Origin of the sequence: Streptomyces sp. NPDC058000 (assembly GCF_042886435.1) — a bacterium.
GTDB lineage: Bacteria > Actinomycetota > Actinomycetes > Streptomycetales > Streptomycetaceae > Streptomyces.
This window is the reverse complement of sequence record NZ_JBHVQS010000002.1, coordinates 22,556-42,845: the sequence shown is the minus strand read 5'-3', so window position 1 is coordinate 42,845 and position 20,290 is coordinate 22,556. Positions and strand designations below refer to the sequence as shown.

Sequence of the window (20,290 nt, the reverse complement as noted above, 5' to 3'; positions counted from 1 at the left end):
CTCAGTGGGAACGGGCGCCGAGGGATCGGCACGGCCACGTAAGGACTGTTCTATGGGATCGCGGGCCGAAGAGCGCGAGAGCGCCCGCCAGTTGGCGGCGCGCCTCGACGCGGAGGGCGTCGGCAACGTGGCGCTGACCTGGGTGGACAACGCGGGCATCAACCGGGTCAAGTCGATTCCGGCAGCGCGGCTGGCGGACGTCGCGGAACGTGGCGTCGGGATGTCGCCGGTCTTCGACGTCTTCACCTCCGACGACGCCGTCACCGCCTCCGATCACCTCGGTGGCCCCGATGGCGATCTGCGGCTCTTCCCCGACCTGGACCGGCTCACCACCCTCGCCGCGCAGCCCGGCTGGGCCTGGGCGCCGGTCGACCGCTACGACCAGTTGGGGCAGCCGCACCCCGCCTGCCAGCGGCTGTTCGCCCGCCGGATGGTCGACCGGGCCGCCGCCGCCGGCCTCGACCTGCGGATGGGCTTCGAGACGGAGTGGGTGGTCACCCGCGCCCCCGAGGGGCCCGCCGACGCCGAGCTGCTCGACTACCCCTGCACCGGCCCCGCCTACGGGATGACCCGGGTCGTCGAGCTCTCCGACTACCTCCGGGACGTCACCGAAGCCCTCACCGTCCAAGGCGTCCAGGTCCTCCAGCTGCACCCCGAGTACGCGCCCGGCCAGTTCGAGGTCAGCACCGTCCCCGGCGACCCGGTGCGCGCCGCCGACGACGTCGTCCTGGTCCGCGAGACGATCCGCGCGGTCTCCGCCCGGCACGGGCTGCGCACCACCTTCGCCCCGTCCGTCGTGGCCGGCGAGGTCGGCAACGGCTGCCACCTGCACCTCAGCCTCTACCGCGAGGGGACGAGCCTGCACCGGGCCGCCGGCGCCGACTGGGGTCTGGCGCCCGACGCGGTGGCGTTCCTCGCCGGCATCCTGGACGCGCTGCCCGCCCTGCTCGCCATCGGCTGCCCCTCGCCCGCCAGTTACCTGCGGCTCCAGCCCTCCCACTGGGCCGGGGTCTACCAGTGCTGGGGCGTGGAGAACCGCGAGGCGGCGCTCCGGCTGGTCACCGGCGCCCCGGACGACCCCGACGGCGGCCATGCGGAGATCAAGCCCTTCGACGCCACCGCCAACCCCTATCTCGTCGTCGGCGCGGTGATCGCCGCCGGGCTGCACGGCATCGACACCGCGACCCACCTGCCTGCCCCGCAGACCGGCGACCCGGGTGTCCTCGGTGTCCGCGAGCGCGCCCGGCGGGGCATCGTCCGGCTGCCCGCCACGCTCACCGAGGCCGCCGACCGGTTCGAGAAGTCGACGCTGCTGCGGGAGGCGCTCGGCGAGGTGCTGCACGGTGCGGTGCTCGCGGTCCGGCGAGCCGAGGAGGCCCACTTCGCGGAGCGCGAACCGGAGGAGATCGCCGCGGCCACCCGCTGGCGCTGGTGAGGGCCGCGGACGCCCCGGGGCGGGGCACCCCCGACGCACTGCCGCCGGCGCACGCCACCGGCGCCGAGGTGCTGGACGGACTGCCGCCGCTGGTGGACCACCACTGCCACGGGGTGATCCGGCACGAACCGGACCCCGGGACGTTCGCCGCGTTCCTCACCGAATCGGACCGGCCGCCCGCGGCGGGCACCACCTTCTTCGACACCCAGACCGGGTTCGCGGTCCGCCGCTGGTGTCCGCCGCTGCTCGACCTGCCCGCGCACTGCCCGCCCGAGCACTATCTGGCCCGCCGCCGCGAACTGGGCCCGGACGAGACCCGGCGGCGGCTGCTGACCGCCACCGGGATCGGCGTCTACCTCGTCGACACCGGGCTGCCCGGCGACCTGACCGGGCCGGCCGAGACGGCCGGTGCGGGCGGCGGCACCGGACGCGAGGTGGTGCGGCTGGAAGCGCTGGCCGAGCGGACCGCGGCCGGCCACCGCGGGGCCGGCACGGCGGACGCCGCCGAGGAGTTCGCCGGCGACCTCGCCCGCGCCGTGCGGGCGGCGGCGGACACCGCGGTCGCGTTCAAGTCGGTGGTCGCCTACCGGCACGGCCTCGCCCTGGACCCCGCGCCGCCCGGCCCGGCCGCGGTGCGCACGGCGGCCCGCGACTGGCTCGCCGCGGGCGCGCCCCGGCTCACCGACCCGGTCCTGCTGCGCCACCTCGTATGGCTCGCCGTCGCCACCGGCCGCCCGCTCCAACTGCACACCGGCTTCGGCGATTCCGACCTGCGGCTGGATCACGCCGATCCGGCGCTGCTCACCGACCTCGTCCGGGCCACCGCGGACACCGGCACCGACCTGGTGCTGCTGCACTGCTACCCGTACCACCGGCAGGCCGCCTACCTGGCCGGGGTCTTCCCGCACGTCTACGCCGACGTCGGGCTGACCCTCACCCACGTCGGCCCGCGGGCCACCGCGGTGCTCGCCGAATTCCTGGAACTGGTGCCGTTCGGCAAGCTGTTGTTCTCCACCGACGCCTACGGCCTGCCGGAGCTGTACGCGGTGGGCAGCGCACTGTTCCGGTCGGCGCTGGGGGAGGTGCTGGGCGGCTGGACGGCGTCCGGGGCCTGGTCGGCGGCGGACGCGCGGCGGGTCGCGGCGATGATCGCGGCGGGCACCGCGCGCCGGGTGTACGGGCTGCCGGACGACGGTCCGACGGTGGCCGAGCGGTAAGGGGCAGTCGGCTCATTCACCTATTCCGCCGCGGCCGGGTGGCGTGGTTTACTGCTGCGTGCCACGTACAACGACCTCTGACGCACCGGCCGACGACCAGGCCGGAAAGGGCGAAAAGCCCCGAATACCGAGGCGCGGGCGGATCTTTGCCGACCTGACCCCGCTGCGCACCTCGCCGGACTACCGCCGCCTGTGGTGCGGCAACACCGTCTCCTGGATGGGTCAGCAGATGACCGCGCTGGCGGTCTCCCTCCAGGTCTACGCCCTCACCCGCTCCACCTTCTCCGTCGGCCTGGTGGGCCTGTGCTCCCTGGTCCCGCTGGTCGTCTTCGGGCTCTACGGCGGCGCCATCGCCGACACCGTCGACCGCCGCAAGCTGGGCCTCTACAGTGCCGCCGGTGCCACCGCGATGTCCGTCACGCTGGCCGTCGCGGCACTGGCCGGCTACCACCGGGTCTGGCTGCTCTACACCGCCGTCGCCCTCCAGGCCGTCTGCTTCGCGATGAACTCCCCGGCCCGCTCGTCGATGATCCCCCGCCTGCTGCCCACCGAGCAGCTACCGGCCGCCAACGCCCTCCAGTCGCTCACCTCCAACCTCGGCCTGATGGGCGGGCCGATGCTGGGCGGCGTGATCGTCGGCCTGTGGGGCTACCAGGCGGCGTACCTCATCGACGTGGTGGCCTTCAGCGCCTCGCTCTACGCGATGTGGCGCCTGCCCGCCATGCGGCCCGAGCAGGGCGAAGGACCGGCCCGCCGCGCCTCCGTCCTGGACGGCCTGCGGTTCCTCGCCACCCGCCCCAACCTGCGGATGACGTTCTTCTCCGACCTCGCGGCGATGGTGCTGGCCCAGCCCCGCGCACTGTTCCCCGCGATCGCCGCGCTCTGGTTCGGCGGCGACGCCAAGACCGTCGGCCTGCTGGTCGCCGCCCCCGCGGTCGGCGCCGTCCTGGGCGGCCTGTTCTCCGGCTGGCTCGGTGGCATCCGCCGCCACGGCCTGGCCATTCTCGTCGCGGTGGCGGCCTGGGGCGCCGCCGTCGCCGCGTTCGGGCTCTCCCGGCACCTGTGGCTGGGCCTGTTCTTCCTGGCCGTCGCGGGCTGTGCGGACACCGTCTCCATGGTGTTCCGCAGCACCATGCTCCAGGCCGCCACCCCGGACGAGATGCGCGGCCGCCTCCAGGGCGTCTTCATCGTGGTGGTCGCCGGCGGCCCCCGGCTCGGCGACTTCCTCGCCGGTTCCGCGGCCGACCTGACCTCGCCGGCCACCGCGGTGGTCGGCGGCGGCCTGGCCTGCCTCCTGGTCGTTACGGTGCTGGGGCTGGGCCGCCGCGCCTTCGCCCGGTACGACGCCCGGGACCCGCAGCCGTGACGGGTGGGCGCCGGGCCGGCCGGTGACGGGGACCGGCCCGGCCCGGCGCCGGAATCCGCCGTGCGTCCGGGCCATGGACGGGCGAGACTCGGGTACGGGGGCTCATAAGCCACCAGTCGTCTCATCCCGGAGGCCCGCCGTGCAGCGGCAACCGCTCGTCCGCCGTGACCGCACACCCGACTGCGACCGCCAGCCCCCGCCGGTCCCCCCGGATCCCGGAGGCCCCCCGCCCGGTCCCGTTCCGGAGCCCCCGCCCGGCCCCGTCCCGGAGCCGCCCCCCGGCCCCGTGCCGCCCGAGCCGCTGCCCGGGCCGCCCACCCCGCCGGCGCCGCCGGACCCGTTTCCGCCGGAGCCCTCACCGGTGCCCCGTCCGCCCGGACCCGACCCCGACCCGGTCCCGGAGCCGTCCCCGGCCCCCCGGCCGCTCACCCAGGCGCCGCCCGGACCTCCCTAGCGCCCGGCTCCGGCGTCCCCGCCCTGCCACCGCACCACACCGCAAGGAGGTGCCGACCATGGCCAACACGGCCATCGCCACGGTCAACCCGGCCACCGGCGAGACCCTCAAGATCTTCGACGCGCTCAACGCGGGCGAGATCGAGGACCGCCTGGTCCGCGCCGACCTGGCCTTCCAGGAGCACCGCAGCACATCCTTCGCCCGCCGCGCCGAACTCCTGCACCGCGCCGCCGACCTGCTCGAAGCCGACCGGGACGGCGTCGCCCGCACCATCACCACCGAAATGGGCAAACCGCTGGCCCAGGCCCGCGCCGAGGCCGCCAAATGCGTCAAGGCGATGCGCTGGTACGCCGACCACGCCGAGGCGCTCCTCGCCGACGAGCGGCCCGACCCCGCCGACGTCCACGACTCCGGCGCGGCCCGCGCGGTGGTGCGCTACCGCCCGATCGGCACCGTCCTCGCGGTGATGCCCTGGAACTTCCCGCTCTGGCAGGTCGTCCGGTTCGCCGCGCCCGCCCTGATGGCCGGCAACACCGGACTGCTCAAACACGCCTCCAACGTCCCGCAGACCGCGCTCTACCTGGAGGAACTGTTCCGTCGCGCCGGCTACCCCGACGGCTGCTTCCAGACCCTGCTGATCGGCTCCGGCGCCGTCGAGGACGTGCTGCGCGACCCACGGATCGCCGCCGCCACCCTCACCGGCAGCGAACCCGCCGGCCGCGCGGTCGCCGCAGCCGCCGGCGACGAGATCAAGAAGACCGTCCTGGAACTCGGCGGCAGCGACCCCTACGTCGTCCTCCCCTCTGCCGACCTCGACAAGGCCGCCCGGGTCGCCGTCACCGCCCGCGTCCAGAACAACGGCCAGTCCTGCATCGCCGCCAAGCGGTTCATCGTCCACACCGACGTCCACGACGCCTTCGCCGAACGGTTCACCGCGGGGATGGCCGCGCTGACCGTCGGCGACCCGATGGACGAGGCCACCGACGTCGGACCGCTCTCCAGCGAACAGGGCCGCTCCGACCTGGAGGAACTCGTCGACGACGCGGTCCACCAGGGCGCCCGGGCACTGTGCGGCGGCCGCCGCCCGCCCGAGCGCCACGCCGGGTGGTTCTACGAGCCGACCGTGCTCGCCGGCATCACCCCGAGCATGCGGATCCACCACGAGGAGGCGTTCGGCCCGGTCGCCACGCTGTACCGCGTCGCCGACCTGGACGAGGCGATCACGCTCGCCAACGACACACCGTTCGGCCTCAGTTCCAACGCCTGGACCCGGGACGCCGACGAACAGGAGCGCCTGGCCACGGACCTCCAGGCCGGCGGGGTGTACTTCAACGGCATGACCGCCTCCCACCCCGGCCTCCCGTTCGGCGGCGCCAAACGCTCCGGCTACGGCCGGGAGCTGTCCGGCCACGGCATGCGGGAGTTCTGCAACATGACGACGTTGTGGTACGGGCCGGAGGAGTAGTTCCCGGTGGCGTGCTGCCCGACCCGGCCGGGCGACCGGCCCGGGTCAGGGCGCCGCCCACAGGGTGACGGTCAGTCCGAAGGTCGGGTTGCCCGGCCCCGCGCCGCTGCTGCCGTCCGCCGTGTCCACCTTGGTGAACGTCACCTTCGCCACCTGGTTCTGCGTGGTCACCACGCACCAGACCGTGCCGGGGACGATCTTCCCGGCGTTGGGGTGCGGGCCGACCGGGTTGCCCTCGGCGGCCGCCCGGCACGCCCCGGCGGTGCTCGTCCGGGCGTCGGCGGTGCCCGCCCGCACCGGGCTCATCATGCCGCCGCTGACCTCGATGACGGCCTGGGCGCCGTACATCCCCTTCAGACAACCCGCGTAGTCCAGGTCGGCGTCGGACGACGTGGCCGCCAGGCCGGAGGTGATGGACGCCGTGTCGAGGTCGAGTGCTTGGAACGTGTTGCCCAGGCAGCTCGCGGCCCGCCACGTCAGCTGCTTGTCGCGGTAGACCACCTTCTCGGTGGCCGCGGTGCGGTCGGACTCCGGCGTGGGTGTGCCGGCGTCCGGCGGAGGGTTCCCGGGGGAGCTGCGCGGTCCGCCGGGGGTGGTGTGGGCGCCGGCCCCGGGGCGGTCGCCGGCATTGCTGTCGCTTCCCCCGTTGTTTCCGAACAACCCCCGCACCAGCGACGACGCCAGCAGGACGGCGAGGGCGCCGCCCACCGCCGCCGCGATCAGCACCGTCCGGCCGCGGCGCGCGGGCCGCGGCGGCCGCGGCGGTGGGACGGGGGCGCCGAGGTCGAACCGCGGTGGGCCGGGCGGCGGGCCGTTGGGCGGCGGGGGCGGCGGCACCGGGCCCGCGGTGCGGGGCGCGCCCGCCGTACCCGGCACCCCCGACGGCCCCCGCAGCAGCACCAAGGACCCGGCCGCCCCGGCCGACCGGCGCTGCGGCCGCGGCAGCCCCCGGGCGTGCAGCGCCCGGTCGACCTCCCCGTGCACCTCGTCCAGGGTGAGCGGGACCGGCGCGGCCAGCGCGTCCAGCAGGGCGCCGGTGAAGGCGGTGTACGCCTCCCCGACGGGTGCGTGGGCCGGGGCGGTGCGCGTGGTGGACGTCAGGGTGTAGGTGCCCGCCAGGTCGAGTTGGCCGACGGCCAGGCCGGCCGGCTCGGCCATCGCGGAGACCGCCCGGCCCGAGAAGCAGCAGTCCACGACCAGCACCCGGGACTTCGCCCGGGCCTCGCCCACATGCCGTTTCACCAGCTCGATCGGGACGGCGGAGAAGCCCACCTGGTCGAGGTCGGTGTGCACCAGCCCCAGGTGCAACAGCCCGGTGTCGTCCAATACGCCGTGCCCCGTGTAGTAGACCAGCAGTAAATCCTCGGCCTCCCGCACCGCCCGGGCCAGCGCCGCCCCGACGGCCGACTGGTCGGTGGGGTCGGCCACCACCCGGCAGTGCTCCGGGGCCAGCAGCCCCTGCGTGGGGTGGGTGAGGGCCGCCCACAGGCCCTGGAGGTTGGCCGCGACGGACGGGATGCCCGGCAGGTCCGGGCTGGTGAAGCGACCGGTACCGATCAGCACGGCGCGACTGCCGGGCCCGTACGGGAACCACCGGCCGGCGGGTCTGCCACTCATCGATGCCCTCCCCCTGCATGACGAACGATCGTCGCCATCCTGGCACGATCACCCCGGCCGGAGGGCCGGTTCCGCCGGCCGGGCCCGGACCGTCCGCATCGCTCATCTCCCGGGCCGCATACGGGAGTTCAGACTCCGCTACCGGTCGGGCCGTCCGGCACCACGAACTCGCACCACAGGGCCTTGCCCGAACCCCGCGGCTCGGCACCCCAGCGGTCGGCCAGCGCCTCCACCAGCAGCAGTCCCCGCCCGGAGGTCGCCGTCTCGCCGGGCCGCCGGCGCCGCGGCCACTGGCTGGACCGGTCCTCGACCTCAAGCCGGATCCGGCACGGGGAACCGGGCAGTAGTTCCACCGATACCAGCGCGCCGCTCTCGGTGTGGGTGAGCGCGTTGGCGATCAGCTCCGAGGCGGCCACCTCCACGTCGTGGGTGACCGCGCCCGCCCGCCACTGGTCCAGTGTGCGGCGCACCGCCGAGCGGACCTCCGCGGTGCCCGCCGGGTCGGCCTGGTGGACGTGCAGCCGCAGCCGGGGCGTGGCGGCCTCCCCGGGGATCACGTTCCGGTGCAGCAGCAGGAGCGCCATGTCGTCGTCCGAACCGGGCTCGGCCCACAGGTGGTCGGAGAGCCGGTCGGCGAGCGCGTCCAGTGCGGCGGGCCCGGTGCGGACCGCGGCGGACAGGGCGTCGATCCCGGCCGAGATGTCCTGGCCGGGCTGCTCGACCAGCCCGTCGGTGCACAGCAGCAGCGTCGACCCCGGCTCCAGGAACAGCTGGGTCTCCGGGAAGTGGTCCTGCCCGAAGGCGGTGGCCAGGCCCAGCGGCAGCCCGCCGCTGATCTCCGGCCAGTCGATGTGCCGGGAGGTGTTGCAGATCAGCGGGCCCAGATGGCCGGCCCGGGCGATGTGCAGCGCTCCGGACTCCAGGTCGGCCTGGACGTAGGTGCAGGTCGCGAACCGCTCGGTCTCCAGCTCCGCCAGGAAGCGGGAGGCCCGCACCAGCACCGTCTCCGGCGCGTGGCCCTCGCTGGCGTAGGCGCGTAGCGCGATCCGGAGTTGGCCCATCACGGCCGCGGCGTGCGTGTCGTGTCCCTGGACGTCGCCGACCACCAGCCCGGTGCGGCCCTGCGGCAGCGCGATCACGTCGTACCAGTCGCCGCCGACGTCCCGGCCGACGCTCGCCGGGTGGTAGCGGACGGTGACCTCGCCGCCGGCGATCGGCGGCAGCCGGCGCGGCAGCATCGCCGCCTGTAGCCCGGTCGCGAACTCCCGCTCCTGGTCGAAGAGGGTGGCCCGCTGCAAGGACTGCGCCACCACACCGGCCAGTGCCAGCGCCAGGTTGCGGGCCTCCGGCGACTGCACCGCCGGCTCGTGGTTGAACAGCCCCAGCGCCCCGAGGACGGTGTCCTGCGCGATCAGCGGCAGGAAGGCGGCACTTCCGGTCGGCAGTACGTCGACGGAGGGGCGCAGCAGCGGATAGCGGGCGACCAGCTCACCGCGGGTGCTCAGGAAGCTGGGCCGCCGGGAGCGCACCGCGTCGGACAGCGGGAGGGTGTCGTCCAGCCGCGAGTTCATCATGTCGGCGGGCACCTCGCCGTCCAGCCCGGCGGTGGCGATCACCTCGAACCGGTCGCTCTCGACCAGGCCCAGCACCAGCGCGTCCGCGCCGAACCGGCGGGCGCCGCCGGTGCCGGTCAGCACCCGCGTCACGTCCTTCACCGACATCGCGCGGGCCAGCGCCGCGGTGGTCTGCTGCACCATCACGGTCTGCCGCTGCCGTTCCTGCTGGAGCGAGCGCAGCAGCGCGGAGTCGGCGAGTTCGCTGGTCGCCTCCCGGACGATGCCGATGATCCGGTACGCCACGCCCTGCGCGTTGTGCAGGATCCGGCCCTGGGAGTGGGTCCAGCGCCGGGTCCCGTCGCGGCACTGGATCCGGAAGTACGCGCCGTAGGAGGAGCTGCCGTCCTGGAGGGCCTGGGAGAGTGCCGCGTCCAGCCGCAGGCCCTCCTCCGGGGGCACCCGGGCGATCAGGGACATCGGCGCGCCGTCGTACTCGCCGGGGCGCAGGTCGAAGACCTCCATGGCGCCGGGGTCCAGGTCCATGAACCCGCTGTCCAGGTCCCAGTCGAAGGTGCCCATCCGGTTCAGCGACAGCCGCTCGCGCAGGCCGATCGGTTCGTGGTGGGACACCCCGGGTGCCGCCTCCTCGACCCGGGGCGCGGCCCGGTCGGTGCGGGGGTCGTAGCCCTCCGCGGAGGGGTCGGGGGGCCGCTCGGCCATGCGAACACCTTAGGCGGGGGCCACGTGGCCCGCATTCCCGGCGGCCAGGACGGCGACCGTGACGTGCGGTGACGGCGCTACCGCGGGGTACGGCCGTGCCCCCCCGGACGGGTGTTCTGTCCGGGGAGGTTGTGGACGGTGAGGCAGGTCTCGGCCGAGTGCCGGCTCGGCCCGGACGGTGCGGCACCGCCTGATGTGCCCTCGCACAGGCGGCAATCCCCTTGCTTGTGCCATGCGACAGGAGACTTCGCCCTCACATCTGCGGCAGAGTGTGCGCTCGTTCGCCAGGTAGGCGGCTGAAGAAGGAGACTCCGATGAGCAAGAGAGTCTGGCTCCGCTCCGGCATGGGGAAAGCACTGGTCCTGGGGGCCCTGCTGACCGTGACGGTGTCAGGAACGGCGTACGCCAACACCGTTGCCGTCACCGTGAAGACACCCGGGGCCACCAGCGGACCCACCACCATCGACTCCGAGATATCGACCCATGCGGACTGCAGTAGCGGTCTCACCTCCGGCGGCGGGGTCGACCAGGCCATCGGCACCGGCGCCGGGGTGAACGGGAACCACGTGATGGGCAGCGCGCCCAGCGCCGACGGCACCACCGAGTACACCGGCACACCCGGCGTCGTCGGCACCGACGCGACGCACTGGCTCGGCATCGGCGGAACCGGGGGCATGCTCAACTCCGCGTTCGCCACCACCCCCTATGCGATGTGCTTCGCCAGCAACCTGATCAACCACACCCAGGTGGTGATGAACAAGGTCAACGCGCCCACCACGGCCTCGACGGCCGGCCTTGTCACGGCGACCTGTCCGGCCAACACGGTCCTGCTCGGCGGCGGCGCCCGGACCACCCCGGCCAGTGTCGGCAACTTCAAGGCGATCGCGAGCTTCCCCACCTTCGACAACGCCGCACACGACTTCGGCAAGAAAGCCGCGGCCGACGGCGAGACCGGCCCCGACTCCTGGACCGCCGTCGGGTGGGACGCCGGCACCGGCAACAGCACCAACGAGACCTACGCGTACGCGATCTGCAGCGGCAGCGGCATCAACGTCAGCGGTGTCGCGGTGAAGGTCCACTACAGCGAGGTGGCCGGCCCGACCACGGGCAGCACCGGCCAGACGGCGACCGTCGGCTGCGGCCCCACCGACGGGAACCTGGTCAGCGGCGGCGCCGCCATCAGTGGTGGCAACGTGACGACCACCGACTTCACGGGACCCGGTTCCGGCGGCGACCACCTCAACGGCAGCTTCCCCAGCGACTCCGCCGGCAACCCGGTCACCGACGGGACCACCACGGCGGCGTACTGGACGGCCTTCGGGCACACCGGCGGACAGGCGTCGACCGGTACCCACACCGACGCCTGGGCGCTGTGTGCCAACGACGGCATCTGACAGCCGACTTCAGAAAGGAAAACCGATGAGGCAGAACAACTCGCTGCGCTCCGCCGCCCGGGCGGCGGCGGTCCTGGGCGCGGTGCTGGTCGTGACGGTACCGGGAACCGCGGACGCCGCGACCGTCGATGTCACCGTGCGGACTCCCGGGGCCACCGTCGGCCCGGCGACCGCCTTCACCGGGGTCTCGTCCCACGCGGCCTGCGACCACGGCCTGATCACCGGTGGCGGGGTCGATCAGGCCATCGGCACCGGCCCGGACTCCAACGGCAACCATGTGATGGGCATCGCGCCCAGCCCTGACGGCGCCACCGAGTACACCGGTGCGCCCGGCGTCGTCGGTACCGATGTGACGCACTGGCTCGCGTTCGGCGGGAGCGGGAGCCACAGCAGCCCCTCCTTCTCCACCACTCCCTACGCGATGTGTTTCGAGAGCAACCTGATCAGGCACACCCAGGTGGTCATGAACAAGATCGCCGGTCCCTCCACCGGCCTTTCGGACCGTCTCGTCACGGCGACCTGCCCGGTCGACACGGTCCTGCTCGGCGGCGGCGCCCGGACCACCCCGGCCAGCGTGGGCAGCCTCAAGCCGATCGCGAGCTTCCCCACCTTCGACGACGCCGCACACGACTTCGGCAGGAAGGCCGCGGCCGACGGCGAGACCAACCCCGATTCCTGGACGGCCGTCGGCGGGATCGGCGGCGGACGCGACGACAACAACACCACCTACGCCTACGCGATCTGCGGCGAAGGCCACGGAAACAACCTCGGCCACGCCGTCACGACGGTCCACTTCCGCGAGGTGAGCGGGCCCGACCAGGCCGCCACGGGGCAGACCGTGACCGTCGGCTGCGTCCCCGAAGACGGCAGTCTGGTCAGCGGCGGCGCCGCCATCAGCGGTGGCAACGTGACGACGACCGACTTCACGAAGACCACCTCGGGCGGCCCCCACCTCAACGGCAGCTTCCCGAGCGACTCCGCCGGCAACCCGGTCAGCGACGGCACCGCCCGCCCGGCGTACTGGACAGCCGCCACCCACGCCGGGGGATCGCCCTCGCCGAACAGCTACACCGACGGCTGGGCGCTGTGCCTGAACGTCCACCACAAGGGCGAGGACTGACGGTCTCGCACGCCATGACGGCCGGTGGCCGACGGTGGCCACCGGCCTCGACGCCGATCCGGTGACGGTGAGCCGCACCGAGCCGTCCGGGCGGCGCTCGACGCCGAACACCTCCTCACCGGACCGCCTCGCGCACGTGGTGGTAGCCGGGCGGCAGCGGGGCGCGCCGGGTGCCGCCCCGCTCCGGGTAGGTCAGGTCGTCGTCGGTCATCGGGCGTCGTCCGCCGCCCCGTGCCGTCCGGAGCCCGCCGCGAACCGCGCCGCGCCCGCCAGGCCCTCGGCCAACACGGCCTGCCCGTACCGGAGTTCGGCGGCCATGGCGGTCTCCTCGGCCCGGCCCTCCTGGTCCAGCAGGCCGGCCCGGTCGCTGCGCAGGCACGCCTGCGGGAGGCGGGCCAGCTCCGCGGCCAGCCGCTCCGCCGCGGTGCGGGCGGTACCGGTGGGCACCACCCGGTTGACCAGCCCGATGTCCAGGGCCTCCGCGGCCGGCACCGGACGCCCGGTCAGGACCAGGTCCATGGCCCGGCCCGCGCCGATCAGTCGGGGCAGCCGCACCGTGCCGCCGTCGATCAGCGGGACGCCCCACCGCCGGCAGAACACCCCGAAGACCGCGTCCTCCTCCGCCACCCGCAGATCGCACCAGAGCGCCAGCTCCAGCCCACCGGCCACCGCGTGCCCGGCGACCGCCGCGATCACCGGTTTGCCGAGCCGCATCCGGGTCGGGCCCATCGGCCCGTCGCCGTCCGGCGCGACACGGTTGCCGTGCGCGGTGCCGACCGCCTTGAGGTCGGCACCGGCGCAGAACGTGCCGCCCTCGCCCCACAGCACCGCCACTCGCGCGCGCTCATCGGCGTCGAACGCGCGGAACGCGTCAGCGAGTTGACGGGCCGTCGGGCCGTCCACGGCGTTCCGGGCGGCGGGCCGGGACAGCACCACCGTCGTCACCGGACCGGCCCGCTCGACCCGTACGGCGGCGCCGGGGGCCCCGGGCATCAGGCGGCGTCCCCGCCGGTCCGGGCGCGCCCGAGGACCCCGGCGAGGTCGGCGCCGGGCGGCAGGGTGCCGAAGGCGTGGCCCCACTCGCCGTCCAGCCGGGAGGCGCAGAACGCGTCGGCGACCGCCGAGGTGCTGTGCCGCACCAGCAGCGACCCCTGGAGCACCAGCGCCAGGCGCTCGGCCAGCGAACGGGCCATCAGCTGAGCCCGCTCCGGGTCGCCGAGCTCGCCGAGCGCCTTGCGCAGTCCGGCGACCGCCGCGTCCAGCCGCCGGTCGGCGCCGGACGCGGTCTCGACCTCGGTGAAGTAGGCGTCCAGCGCGGCCGGTTCGCGGGTCAGGGCGCGCAGCACGTCGAGCGCGGCGACATTGCCCGAGCCCTCCCAGATCGACAGCAGCGGCGCCTCCCGGTACAGCCGCGGCATGCCCGATTCCTCGACGTAGCCGTTGCCGCCCAGGCACTCCAGGGCCTCCGCGACGTGGCTGCTGCCCCGTTTGCACACCCAGTACTTCCCGGCCGCCAGCGCCAGCCGGCGCAGCGCCGCCTCCCCGGCGTCGCCGGCCTGCGACCGGTCCACCGCGGCCGCCAGCCGCATCGCCAGCACGGTGGCGGCCTCCGACTCGATCGCCAGATCGGCCAGGACCGAGCGCATCAGCGGCTGCCGGTCCAACTCCCGCCCGAACGCCTGCCGGTGGGCGGTGTGGTGCAGGGCCTGCCGCAGTCCCGCCCGCATCCCGGCCGCCGAGCCCAGCACACAGTCCAGCCGGGTCATGTTCACCATCTCGACGATGGTCCGCACCCCGCGGCCCGGCTCACCGACCGGCCAGGCGACGGCATCCTCGTACTCGATCTCGGACGAGGCGTTGGAGCGGTTGCCGAGCTTGTCCTTCAGACGCATCAGCCGCATGCCGTTGCGGGTGCCGTCCGGCAGTACCCGCGGCACCAGGAAGCAGCTCAGCCCCTCGGCGGTCTGCGCCAGCGCCAGGAACACATCGCTCATCGGGGCCGAGGTGAACCACTTGTGGCCGGTGAGGCGGTAGCTGCCGTCCCCGGCCGGCACCGCCCGGGTGGTGTTGGCCCGGACGTCGGAGCCGCCCTGCTTCTCCGTCATCGACATGCCCGCGATCAGGCCGTGCTTGGTGAGCGGGGCGCGCAGCCCGAAGTCGTAGCTGCGGGCGGCGAGCAACGGCTCGTACTGCGCGGCGAGGTCCGGTGCCGCACGCAGGGCGGGCACCACGGCGTAGGTCATCGAGATGGGGCAGCCGTGGCCGGGCTCGGCCTGCGACCAGACGTAGAACTTGGCGGCGCGCACCAGGTGCGCCCCCGGGCGCGGGTCGGTCCACGGCGCGGCGTGCAGGCCGTGCTCCACAGCGGTGGTCATCAACTGGTGCCAGGCCGGGTGGAACTCGACCTCGTCCACCCGGTGCCCGAACCGGTCGTGGGTGTGCAGCCGGGGCGGCTGCTCCTCCGCCCAGCGCGCCTGGTCCTGCACCGCCGCCGAACCGGCCAGCGCGCCGAGTTCGAGCACCTCCTGCTCGCCCCACGCGCCGCCCTCCCGGCGCAGCGCCGCCAGCAACGCCGGCTCGTCCGCGGCGCTGAAACCCGTCAGCGGCGGGGCCTGATTGGTTACTTCATGGGTGACGGTCATACCGCGACATTACAGATTCTCAACGACTGGAGGAAGACTGTAAGGCGCTGTTCCGTCCGCACGATCTAGACTTCCCGGACCTATGAACGACGCCCCACTCGCCCTCCGGCCGCTGACCGCCCGCTCCGTCGTGCTGAGCACCCTCCTCGGCCATCACCCGCCCCGGCTCCCGGTGCGCGCGCTGGTGCGGGTCGGCGAACTCTTCGGCATCGCCGAGGGCACCGTCCGGGTCGCGCTCTCCCGGATGGTCGCGGCCGGCGACCTGCGGCAGCACGCGGGCAGCTACGCGTTGACCACCCGACTGCTGGCGCGCCAGGCCCGACAGGACGAGAGCCGCGCGCCGCGCACCCGCCCGTGGCACGGCGCCTGGGAGATCGCCGTGGTCACCGCGGACGGCAGCCGCCCGCCCGCCGAACGCACCGCCCTGCGCCAGGCGATGGCCGCGCTCCGGCTGGCCGAACTGCGCGAGGGCAGCTGGCTGCGGCCCGCCAACCTCGACCGGCCCCGCCCGGCGGCGGCCACCGCGCAGTGCACCTGGTTCACCGGCGCCCCCGACGCCGACCCGGCCGCGCTGGCCCGGAGCCTGTGGGACCTGGACGGCTGGGCGACGCGCGCCCGCGAGCTGCTGGCCGCGCTGGACCGCGCCGAGGCCCCCGCCGACCGCTTCACCGTCGCGGCGGCGGTCCTCCGCCACCTCCTCACCGATCCGCTGCTGCCCGCGCCCCTCCTCCCGGACGCCTGGCCGGGCGCCGCCCTCCGCTCCCGCTACGACGCCTTCGAGGCCGAATTCCGGGAACGGCTCCAGCACTTCCTGGCCCCCGGCGACGGGTAGTGCGCTTGCCCCGCGCACGTGCCACCCCGTTGGCGCGGCGCTCCCCGCCCCCCGGGGACGGCGGGTCGGCCGGTCGGAGGGGCGCACGGGCAGCGCGGTGACGCGCGCGGATGCGGAGCGTGCCGACACGGGTGGGGGCGCACGGAGCGGGCCTCCTGGAGCGGTGCCGGTGCGCCGGTCCGGTGCGCGCCGCGCGGCGGGCCGCCGCGGGCCGTACGACCTGCCACCTCCCGGTGAAACCCGGGTGGTGGCACCGCCGCGTCGGCCGTGCGCGGTGCGTGCGGCCCCCGCCGCGCGTATGCACCGAGGCCGGCGGATGCACTGGGCGTAACCCCCCGGAGTCGAACGTCCGGGCGATTGCCGGTCGGTCGGGCACCCGGGGCACGAGGGGTGCGCCCCTACCCGCCGGTTCTGCGCGCCATGCGGAGGATTTCGCACCCCTTCCGGCGGCGAGGGGGCAGGCCGGCCGCCGAAAGCGCTACCGCGCGCTCTGCCGATGCCGACGCGGCCCATGGTTGTCTCTTCCTCGTCGAATTCGACGGCCCGGAGAAAAACCACCCGACGATCCAGAATCCCAGAACTCGCCGAAAACGCTGACATCTCTGCGCGCTCACCGAAATACCGGCACCTCCCGGCATTCGAAAGTGAGCGACAAATCAGTACGCACAGCAACAAGCGACGGGAGCACCAACATGGAAACTCAGCAGGTACCGGACACGCAGGAATCGCCGGAACCGCAGGTATGCCGGGCAGCGGAAGTCCGCGAACCGGCGGACCGGACCGTCCGCGGCGAGGCACTGCGCGGCCGGGGGGCCCGGGGTGTCACCGCGGTCGCCGTCCTGCTGGCCGCCGGCGCGCTGGGCGCGGTGTCCGAGGAACCGGCCGAAGCCGTCAGCAGCGGCACCTGGGACCGCCTGGCCCAGTGCGAAAGCGGCGGCAACTGGCGGATCGACACCGGCAACGGCTTCTCCGGAGGGCTCCAGTTCGGCCACTCGACCTGGCGTTCCTTCGGTGGCCACGGCTATGCGTCACGCGCCGCCCGGGCATCGCGGGCACAGCAGATCCAGGTCGCCGAACGCGTACTGGCCCGCCAGGGCTGGGGCGCCTGGCCCGCCTGCTCGGCCTCACTGGGGCTGCGCGGCATCCCCCGCGGCGCCGCGCACACCCTGCCGGCCCGGGAGAAGGTCGTACCGAAGCGCACCCACGGCCAGTACCCCAAGCCCCAGGAAAAGCCCTACAAGAAGGACCGGCATCGCGTTTCCGGTGGCACGGTGGTGGTCAATGCGGGGGACACCCTGAGCGGTATCGCCGTCGTCCACGGAAAACCGTGGCAGGAAATCTACCGCCAGAACCGCCAGGTCATCGGCGAGGACCCGAACCTCATCTATCCGGGCACCCAACTTCAGGTCCACGCATCCGGTACGAGGTGACCGACGGCGGCTGACCGGCCGCCGTGGAAAATCCTCAACCGAGGGATTGCCGTGGGAAAGCCGACGGAGTGCAAGGGGGAATCGATGAATTATCCCCAGGTCGTTCCGATGGCTTTCCGGGGGAATCCATAGGTAATCCGGGGGGATTCCGGGGGGGGAAACCCGGGAGTCGCGACCCGGGGGAGAGGGCAGGCCGTCCGTGGCGCCGCGGACGGCCTGCCCGGCACAGGCCCTAGGTGCGCCGGACCCGCCGCCGGATTTCGTACGCGGCCAGGACGACACCCAGCGTGAGCAGGCTCAGCCAGAACTGCGCCCGACTGTCCGGCAGTACCGCCATCGCCCCGATCACCAGCGCCATCAGCGCGATGGTCAGCCGGCTGAGCCACGGGAAGCCCCACATCCGCAGGGTCAGCCGCGCCGGGTCGTCGCGTTCCAGTGTGCGCCGCATCCGCAACTGCGCCACCGCGATCGCCAGATAGACGAACAGGGCAATGGCGCCATAGGAGTTGATGAGGAACGAGAAGACGACATCGGGCGAGATCCACGCCGCGATCACCGACAGATATCCGACCGAGGTGCCGGCCAGCAGTGCCCGGCGCGGCACCCCGCTCGCACTGACCGTGGTGAAACCGCGCGGCGCGTCGCCGTTCCGGGTCAGCGCGAAGAGCATGCGGGACGAGGTGTAGAGCGCGGAATTCAAGCAGGAGAGCACCGCGATCAACACGATCGCGTTCATCACCGTCCCGGCCGCCGGCACCGCCAGCCGATCCAGCACCGCCGCGTACGGGCTGACCTCGATCGCCTTCGACGTCCAGGGCACCACCGTGACCACCAGGAAGATCGACAGCACGTAGAACGCCACCACCCGCAGCACGATCGACCGGATGGCGCCGGCCACCGCGCGCTCCGGTTCGACCGATTCCGCGGCGGCGATGGTGACGATCTCGGCACCGGTGAAGAAGCCGACACAGGGCACCACGGCGGCCAGCACGGCACCGATTCCCTCCGGCGCGAAGCCGCCGTGCGCGGTGAGCTGGGCCAGCCCGCCGCTCGACCCCGGCCACAGCCCGAGCACGTAGAGCGCGCCCAGGAAGAGGAACACCACGATCGCCACGACCTTGATCGAGGAGAACCAGTACTCGAACTCGCCGTAGGAGCGCGCCGACACCATGTTCGTCGCCGTGAGCAGCGTCATCAGCACCAGACTGACCGCCCACAGCGGGGCGCCGGGCAGCCACAGCCGGATGATCCGGCCGCCCGCCACCGCCTCGACCGCGACCACGATCACGAAGAAGTACCAGTACAGCCAGCCCACGGCGAACCCGGCCCGGTGCCCGAGGGTCTCCCGGACGTGCGCGTAGAAGGAGCCCAGCGCCGGGCGGGCCACCGTCATCTCGGCGAGCATCCGCATGATCAGCACGGTCAGACCGCCGGCCGCCAGGAACGACACCACCGCGGCCGGCCCGGTGGACCGGACCACCTCTCCGCTGCCGACGAACAAGCCGGCCCCGATCACCCCGCCCAGCGCGATCAACTGCATGTGGCGGCGTTTGAGGCCCTGCCGCAGGCCCGTGCCGGCGGCCTGTGCGCCCGGGCCCGCCGGGTCCGGCCGCTGCGCCGGGGTGTCCGGTGCGGCACCGGTGCCGGATGCTGTGGTTCCCGTACTCATGGGGCGCGACGCTAACGCGCCAATCCTGCGTGCCTGTTGCCGCAATGTTTCAGCCGCGCCGGACCACCCGCCGCGACCCGGCGCGGCCCGTCATTCGGCCGCCGTGGTCCGCGGCGGCCCCGCCGCTCAGCGCGGCAGCACGCAGACCGCCATCGGTGCCGCGAACGGCTCACCCACCCGCACCAGTGCCCCGGTCCGGGCCTCCACCGCGAACACCGTCACCGACCCCGACTTCTGGTTCGCGGCGAACAGCCACCGCTGGTCCGGCGAGAACGCGATCTGCCGCGGGAAGTCGCCACCCACCGGCACCGTGTCCAACAGTCGCAGCCGGGCCCCGGCCGCCGCCACGGCGTACCGGGTGAGGCTGTTGTGGCCACGGTTGGCGAGGAAGGCGAACCGGCCGTCCCGGGTGACCAGGATCTGCGCCGGATAGCTCACGCCCGGACCGGTCCCGGTGGACTGCGGCGCCCCGGGCGCCAGCCGCCCACTGCGCGGGTCGTAACCGCAGACCACCACGGTGTTGTCGACCTCGTTCGCCAGATAGGCGTACCTCCCCGACGGGTGGAAGGTCAGCTGGCGGGGCCCGGCGCCGGGCCGCAGCGCCGCGAACGCCACCTGGGTCAGCTTCCCGGCCCGCGGGTCGAGCCGGTAGGTGTAGACGGTGTCGTTGCCGAGGTCCACGGCGAGCACGTGGCGGCCGTCCGGAGCGGTGACGATCTGGTGCGCGTGCGGCCCGGTCTGCCCGGGGCCGGGCGGCGGGCTGTCGTGGACGACCAGGTCCGTGCGCGGGCCCAGCGCACCACTGCCGGGGTGGATCGGATGCACGGCCACGCTCCCGGAGAGGTAGTTGGCGCTCAGCAGCCACCGCCCACCGGGGTGCACCGACAGGTGGCACGGCCCGGCCCCGCCGGTGGATCGACTGCCCAGCACCACCGGCCCGCCGCCGTCCCGCGGCAGCGCGACCGCCGTCACCGCGCCGTCCTCCTGCTCGTCGACCGCGTAGAGGGTCCGGCCGTCCGGGGCCAGGGTCAGATAGGACGGGTCGGCGACGCCCGGGAGCACCCCGGTGGCGGTGAGCGCACCGGTGTCGGGGTCGTAGCCGGCCAGTCCGATGCCGGTGCCGCCGCCCGGCTTCGAGGTGTACGTCCCCAGGAACAGGGGCCGCAGTCGCCGCTCCCCGGGCCGGACCGGAGCGCCGCCCCAGTCCGGCCCGGCCGCCGCTGTGGCCACTCCCGCCGCTGTGGACACTCCCACCACTCCCGCCGCGACGGCCCCGACCGCCCCGACCGCGCCGACGAACCGCCGTCGCCCGATGCCGTCGCGTGCCCCGACCGCCTCGCCCATGCCACACCTCCGGTGCCGTGCCCGTCAGG

The 20,290-nt window shown here is 74.1% G+C and carries 14 protein-coding genes; 8 read left to right on the top strand and 6 right to left on the bottom strand.

Annotation, left to right across the window (positions count from 1 at the left end; genetic code table 11):
* The first annotated feature begins 52 nt into the window (after window positions 1-52).
* From ACFVT2_RS02980 to ACFVT2_RS02965, 4 genes are all read left to right on the top strand, one after another.
* Complete coding sequence (locus ACFVT2_RS02980) at window positions 53-1,435, top strand: glutamine synthetase family protein (protein WP_390011324.1); 1,383 nt, start codon at window positions 53-55, stop codon at window positions 1,433-1,435.
* A gap of 71 nt (window positions 1,436-1,506) precedes the next feature.
* The gene (locus ACFVT2_RS02975) at window positions 1,507-2,652 is read left to right on the top strand and encodes an amidohydrolase family protein (protein ID WP_390012199.1); all 1,146 of its coding nucleotides are present in this window, start codon (window positions 1,507-1,509) and stop codon (window positions 2,650-2,652) included.
* A 124-nt stretch (window positions 2,653-2,776) separates the two neighbouring features.
* Window positions 2,777-4,018, top strand: a complete 1,242-nt coding sequence (locus ACFVT2_RS02970) for an MFS transporter (RefSeq protein WP_390012197.1) — start codon at window positions 2,777-2,779, stop codon at window positions 4,016-4,018.
* 512 nt (window positions 4,019-4,530) lie between these two features.
* On the top strand, window positions 4,531-5,937 hold the full coding sequence (locus tag ACFVT2_RS02965) for an NADP-dependent succinic semialdehyde dehydrogenase (RefSeq protein ID WP_390011322.1): 1,407 nt from the start codon (window positions 4,531-4,533) through the stop codon (window positions 5,935-5,937).
* A gap of 45 nt (window positions 5,938-5,982) precedes the next feature.
* Here ACFVT2_RS02965 and ACFVT2_RS02960 read toward each other — a convergent pair whose 3' ends face one another.
* A complete protein-coding gene (locus ACFVT2_RS02960; RefSeq protein ID WP_390011319.1) occupies window positions 5,983-7,554 on the bottom strand; it encodes a caspase family protein in 1,572 nt (523 codons plus the stop codon).
* 128 nt (window positions 7,555-7,682) lie between these two features.
* A complete protein-coding gene (locus ACFVT2_RS02955) occupies window positions 7,683-9,830 on the bottom strand; it encodes a SpoIIE family protein phosphatase (RefSeq protein WP_390011317.1) in 2,148 nt (715 codons plus the stop codon).
* Window positions 9,831-10,144: 314 nt separating this feature from the next.
* On the opposite strand from ACFVT2_RS02955, the gene ACFVT2_RS02950 reads away from it, so the two are divergent.
* Both ACFVT2_RS02950 and ACFVT2_RS02945 read left to right on the top strand, forming a co-directional pair.
* A complete protein-coding gene (locus ACFVT2_RS02950; protein ID WP_390011314.1) occupies window positions 10,145-11,224 on the top strand; it encodes a hypothetical protein in 1,080 nt (359 codons plus the stop codon).
* Between the two features lie 25 nt (window positions 11,225-11,249).
* The gene (locus ACFVT2_RS02945) at window positions 11,250-12,344 is read left to right on the top strand and encodes a hypothetical protein (RefSeq protein ID WP_390011312.1); all 1,095 of its coding nucleotides are present in this window, start codon (window positions 11,250-11,252) and stop codon (window positions 12,342-12,344) included.
* A 207-nt stretch (window positions 12,345-12,551) separates the two neighbouring features.
* Here ACFVT2_RS02945 and ACFVT2_RS02940 read toward each other — a convergent pair whose 3' ends face one another.
* Together ACFVT2_RS02940 and ACFVT2_RS02935 are read right to left on the bottom strand one after the other, a co-directional pair.
* Entirely contained in the window at window positions 12,552-13,337 is a 786-nt protein-coding gene (locus ACFVT2_RS02940; RefSeq protein WP_390011310.1) for a crotonase/enoyl-CoA hydratase family protein, read from the bottom strand.
* Window positions 13,337-14,986, bottom strand: coding sequence for an acyl-CoA dehydrogenase family protein (locus ACFVT2_RS02935; RefSeq protein WP_390011308.1), 1,650 nt, complete (start codon window positions 14,984-14,986; stop codon window positions 13,337-13,339). The genes ACFVT2_RS02940 and ACFVT2_RS02935 overlap by 1 nt, the downstream gene beginning before the upstream one ends.
* An 82-nt stretch (window positions 14,987-15,068) precedes the next feature.
* Here ACFVT2_RS02935 and ACFVT2_RS02930 point away from each other — a divergent pair, with 82 nt between their 5' ends.
* Entirely contained in the window at window positions 15,069-15,818 is a 750-nt protein-coding gene (locus ACFVT2_RS02930) for a PaaX family transcriptional regulator C-terminal domain-containing protein (RefSeq protein WP_390011305.1), read from the top strand.
* Window positions 15,819-16,510: 692 nt separating this feature from the next.
* Window positions 16,511-17,248 (top strand): transglycosylase family protein, encoded by a 738-nt coding sequence (locus tag ACFVT2_RS02925; RefSeq protein ID WP_390011302.1) that lies wholly within the window; start codon window positions 16,511-16,513, stop codon window positions 17,246-17,248.
* Window positions 17,249-17,480: 232 nt separating this feature from the next.
* Here ACFVT2_RS02925 and ACFVT2_RS02920 read toward each other — a convergent pair whose 3' ends face one another.
* Window positions 17,481-18,917, bottom strand: a complete 1,437-nt coding sequence (locus tag ACFVT2_RS02920; protein ID WP_390011300.1) for an amino acid permease — start codon at window positions 18,915-18,917, stop codon at window positions 17,481-17,483.
* A 126-nt stretch (window positions 18,918-19,043) separates the two neighbouring features.
* Window positions 19,044-20,261, bottom strand: coding sequence for a lactonase family protein (locus ACFVT2_RS02915; RefSeq protein ID WP_390011297.1), 1,218 nt, complete (start codon window positions 20,259-20,261; stop codon window positions 19,044-19,046).
* Between the last annotated feature and the right edge of the window lie 29 nt (window positions 20,262-20,290).

Coding starts and splice junctions, on each gene's coding strand:
- ACFVT2_RS02915 (WP_390011297.1), bottom strand. CDS start 20,261: ATGGGCGAGGCGGTCGGGGCACGCGACGGCATCGGGCGACGGCGGTTC.
- ACFVT2_RS02925 (WP_390011302.1), top strand. CDS start 16,511: ATGGAAACTCAGCAGGTACCGGACACGCAGGAATCGCCGGAACCGCAG.
- ACFVT2_RS02965 (WP_390011322.1), top strand. CDS start 4,531: ATGGCCAACACGGCCATCGCCACGGTCAACCCGGCCACCGGCGAGACC.
- ACFVT2_RS02935 (WP_390011308.1), bottom strand. CDS start 14,986: ATGACCGTCACCCATGAAGTAACCAATCAGGCCCCGCCGCTGACGGGT.
- ACFVT2_RS02930 (WP_390011305.1), top strand. CDS start 15,069: ATGAACGACGCCCCACTCGCCCTCCGGCCGCTGACCGCCCGCTCCGTC.
- ACFVT2_RS02945 (WP_390011312.1), top strand. CDS start 11,250: ATGAGGCAGAACAACTCGCTGCGCTCCGCCGCCCGGGCGGCGGCGGTC.
- ACFVT2_RS02920 (WP_390011300.1), bottom strand. CDS start 18,917: ATGAGTACGGGAACCACAGCATCCGGCACCGGTGCCGCACCGGACACC.
- ACFVT2_RS02980 (WP_390011324.1), top strand. CDS start 53: ATGGGATCGCGGGCCGAAGAGCGCGAGAGCGCCCGCCAGTTGGCGGCG.
- ACFVT2_RS02960 (WP_390011319.1), bottom strand. CDS start 7,554: ATGAGTGGCAGACCCGCCGGCCGGTGGTTCCCGTACGGGCCCGGCAGT.
- ACFVT2_RS02940 (WP_390011310.1), bottom strand. CDS start 13,337: ATGCCCGGGGCCCCCGGCGCCGCCGTACGGGTCGAGCGGGCCGGTCCG.
- ACFVT2_RS02955 (WP_390011317.1), bottom strand. CDS start 9,830: ATGGCCGAGCGGCCCCCCGACCCCTCCGCGGAGGGCTACGACCCCCGC.
- ACFVT2_RS02950 (WP_390011314.1), top strand. CDS start 10,145: ATGAGCAAGAGAGTCTGGCTCCGCTCCGGCATGGGGAAAGCACTGGTC.